The following is a 3,557-nucleotide window of genomic DNA, read 5'->3' on the forward strand; positions in this document are numbered from 1 at the left end:
CTGCTCGCGCGTCGCGCCGAGGGCCGCCTCGCCGTCACCTTCGACGGTCCCGTGACGTTCCTCAACGGCGGCCTGTTCCCGCACCTGCACCGGCCCGTCCGCATCCAGAAGCTGCTCGCCGGTCCGGCCGGCCCGCTGCTGGCGCGCATGATGACCGAGCGGCGCTACGTCCAGGGTCTGCGCGGCGTGCTGGCCGCGCCGGTCGACGAGCGCGAGTTGCGCGAGCACTGGCGGGCGTTCTCGCGCGACGGCGGCCACCGCAACGTGCACGCGCTGCTCGACTACATCGCCCAGCGGCGTGCGAACGAGGACCGGTGGGTCGGCGCGCTCGTGGACTGCGATCTGCCTCGCCGGTTCGTGTGGGGGCCGCTGGACCCGGTCTCGGGCGCGCACGTCCTGCCGGAGATCGAGCGGCGGATCCCCGACGCGCAGGTGCACGTGCTCGACGGGGTCGGGCACTACCCGCAGCTGGAGGCGACCGCTCGGGTCGCGGCGGCGCTGAGCGCGCGACCGGCCGTCGAGTAGTCGCATCACCCGCTCCGTCAGCGCGCCCGCCTCACACCGTCCGCAGCGCCTCCGTCGGCGACAGGCGCGCCGCTCGCAGGGCGGGGTACAACCCGGCGACCGCGCCGATCAGCACCGCGGCGACCATCCCGCCGGCGATCGCCTCCGGTGGTACGACGACACGCTGTCCCTGCGCCACCCCGTACACGGCGGTCACGCCGGCGCCCAGCACCGCGCCGGCCGCGCCACCGGTCCCGGCCAGCAGCAGCGACTCGGTGAGGAACTGCGTGGTGACGTGGCGGCGCGTCGCGCCCAGCGCGCGGCGCAGACCGATCTCCGACCGGCGCTCCAGCACGCTGATGACCATGACGTTGGCGATCCCGACGCCGCCGACCAGCAGGGCCACGGCCCCGAGGCCGAGGAACAGCGAGGTGAAGGCGCCCTCCGCGGCCGCCTTGGCCTCCAGCGCGTCGGAGGGACGGGAGACGTCGACCTCCTCCGGGTTCTGCGGGTTCGCCGCCGGCGCGACGAGGTCGCGGATGCTCGTCAGGCGATCCGCGTCGGTCCGCGCGTAGACCTTGGCGGGCGCGGTCCCGGCGGAGAACGCCTGCTCGGCGTGCGGCAGGCCGATCAGCGCGGCGCGGTCCAGCCCCTCGTCCAGGGTCACCGGCGCGAGGATGCCGATCACGCGGTGGTAGCCGTCACCCAGGTACACCTGCGGACGTCCGGACAGGTCGCTCACCCCCAGCCGCTGCGCGGCGATCGAGCCCAGCACCACCGTGGGGAAGCGCTCGGTCGCCCGATCCAGGAACACGCCTTCGGCCATCTTCCCGGACACGGCGGCGGGCAGGTCCGGGTCGGCCCCGTAGACGGTGATGCCGCTCGTGTCCCCCGGATCCACGAACGCGCTGCGCCGGACGGTGGCTCCGTCGACCGTGTAGATCGCCGACGCCGCGGTCACCCCGTCGAGCGCGCCGATCTTCGCCGTCGCGCTGTCCGGCAGTTCGGGCGTGCCGCCGCCGAAGGACTGCCCGGGGGATGCGGTCAGGAGGTTCGTGCCCAGCCGGTCGATCGTGTCGAGCAGGTCCGCCTGGCTGGACGCCGACAGGCCGAGCACCGCGACCATCGAGGCGATGCCGATCGCCACCCCGACCGCCGACAGCGCGGCCCGCAGCTTCCGGGTCCGCAGGCCGATCGAGCCCACCGCCAGCACGTCGCGCAGCGTCAGCCGGCTGGGATGCAGGTCGCCGCCGCTCATGCGGTGCTCAGCGCGGTGTCGCTGACGATCAGGCCGTCGCGCATCGCCACCTGCCGGGGCAGCGAGTCCGCGAGGGCCGCGTCGTGGGTGATCACGACCAGGGTGGTGCCGGCGGCGTTGAGCTCGATGAGCAGGTCGACGATGCTCGCGCCGGTCCTGGAGTCCAGCGCACCCGTGGGCTCGTCGGCGAACACCACCTCGGGCCGGCCGACGAGCGCCCGTGCGATCGCCGTGCGCTGCTTCTCGCCGCCCGAGAGCTGGTTGGGATGGTGGCTCAACCGATGTCCGAGGCCGACGCGCTCCAGCGCCTCTCGAGCCCGGTCGCGGCGCTCCCCGAGGGGCACGCCGGTGTAGAGCAGGCCGCCCGCGACGTTGTCCACCGCCGACAAGCCGTCCAGGAGGTAGAACTGCTGGAAGACGAAGCCCAGGCGCTGTCCACGCAGCGCCGACAGCTCGTCGTCGGAGGCGGTCGCCGCGTCGATCCCCGCGATCAGGACGTGGCCGGCGGTCGGGCGGTCCAGGGTTCCCATGATCTGCAGGAGCGTGGTCTTGCCCGAGCCGGAGGGCCCGACGATCGCGGCCAGTTCGCCGCGGCGGATCTCGAGGTCGACGCCGTCGAGCGCGCGCACGCCGCCCGGGTACTCCTTCGTCACGCCGCGCAGCGCCAGCAGCGCCCCGTCGCTCGCCGCGCCCGTACTCCCGCCCGTGCCCGCGCCGTCAGACACGGGCATCGGTCACCTGCATGCCGGGCCGCAGGCCTTCGCCCGTGATCTCCACGTCACCGTCGGTGTAGAGGCCGGTCTCGACCGGGACGATCCGCCGGGTCTCGCCCTCACGGACCTCGACCGCGAACGTGCCGCCCTCGCGCGCCATCAGCGCCGTGACGGGGATCGTCAGGACGTCCTTCGCGCGGGACTTCTCCAGCCGGACGTCGACCGGCGCCTGATCGAGGGTCAGCGTCGTGCTCTCCGTGAGCTTCACGATCACCTTGATCGTGGCGGGCGGATCGTCGTCCGTGGCACTGGCCTTCTTCTGCGCGACGGTGCCGACGCTCGCGATGCGACCGGCCAGCTCCTTGCCGTCCGGCAGCCCGACCGACACCTCGCCACCTCTCGCGGCAAGGTCCGCGTAGCCGGTCTCGAGGTCGATCGCGACGATCCGTTTCGTCGAGGTCGTGGTCATCAGCGCGGAGGACACGTCGGCGGCCGCGGACTGCGTGGCCACGCCGCTCGCCCCGCTCCCGGAGGCGCCTCCGCCACCACCGCTCGCGCCGGAGGCCGCAGCGCTGGCGCGCGGGAGTCCGGCACTCGCCCCGCTGCCGCTCCGCGTCCCCGCCGACCCTCCGCCCGCGCTGCCCGTGCTGGGCGTACGCTGCTGCGGCGACGATGCGGACCGGTCGCCGCCGGCCCCGGGCGGGGTCATGGACGGCGCGCTCGCCGGTCCCGTGGGCCCTGTCGGACCGGTGGGCCCGGTGGGCCCCGTGGGACCGACGGTGGCCCCGTCCGCCTGTGCGGCCTCGACCGCCGCCGAGGCGAAGACCGTGCGCGGCCCTTGGTCGTCCGCCAGCGCCAGCGTGCGCAGCGATGAGCCGGTTCCGTCCAGCGAGGCGGTCGAGGGCAGGGACGCGCCTGCGTCCGTCGCCCCGGTGCTCGCAGCGAGCGTGGTCGTTGCGCCCGGCGAGGCAGTCGTCGACGCCGTCCGCGCCGACGCCGCCGCGCTCGTGCCGGCGCCACCGCCGCTGCTGGCGCTCGATCCGACGGGGATGTTCACCTGGCCGACGCGCCGCGAGCCGGGC

4 protein-coding genes and 1 pseudogene are annotated in these 3,557 nt (G+C 74.8%); 2 read left to right on the forward strand and 3 right to left on the reverse strand.

Annotated elements, in window-relative coordinates:
• Positions 1-525: alpha/beta fold hydrolase (locus ABYE80_RS18605; RefSeq protein WP_372791809.1), on the forward strand; the 525-nt coding region annotated here is incomplete at its 5' end.
• Positions 526-556: 31 nt separating this feature from the next.
• Here ABYE80_RS18605 and ABYE80_RS18610 read toward each other — a convergent pair.
• From ABYE80_RS18610 to ABYE80_RS18620, 3 genes are read right to left on the reverse strand one after another with little or no spacing between them, the layout of a single operon-like run.
• Positions 557-1,762 (reverse strand): ABC transporter permease, encoded by a 1,206-nt coding sequence (locus ABYE80_RS18610; protein ID WP_372791811.1) that lies wholly within the window; start codon positions 1,760-1,762, stop codon positions 557-559.
• A complete protein-coding gene (locus ABYE80_RS18615) occupies positions 1,759-2,493 on the reverse strand; it encodes an ABC transporter ATP-binding protein (RefSeq protein ID WP_372791812.1) in 735 nt (244 codons plus the stop codon). Before ABYE80_RS18615 ends, ABYE80_RS18610 begins: the two co-directional genes overlap by 4 nt.
• Positions 2,480-2,944 carry a hypothetical protein gene (locus ABYE80_RS18620; RefSeq protein ID WP_372791813.1) on the reverse strand — a complete coding sequence of 155 codons (465 nt, stop codon included), beginning with the start codon at positions 2,942-2,944 and terminating at the stop codon, positions 2,480-2,482. The genes ABYE80_RS18615 and ABYE80_RS18620 overlap by 14 nt, the downstream gene beginning before the upstream one ends.
• Between ABYE80_RS18620 and ABYE80_RS18625 the strand changes: the two are divergent.
• A pseudogene (locus ABYE80_RS18625) lies at positions 2,937-3,557 on the forward strand (hypothetical protein); the annotation flags it as partial. The gene ABYE80_RS18620 and the pseudogene ABYE80_RS18625 overlap by 8 nt on opposite strands.

Source organism: Paraconexibacter sp., assembly GCF_041602235.1.
In the GTDB taxonomy this organism is placed as follows: domain Bacteria; phylum Actinomycetota; class Thermoleophilia; order Solirubrobacterales; family Solirubrobacteraceae; genus Paraconexibacter.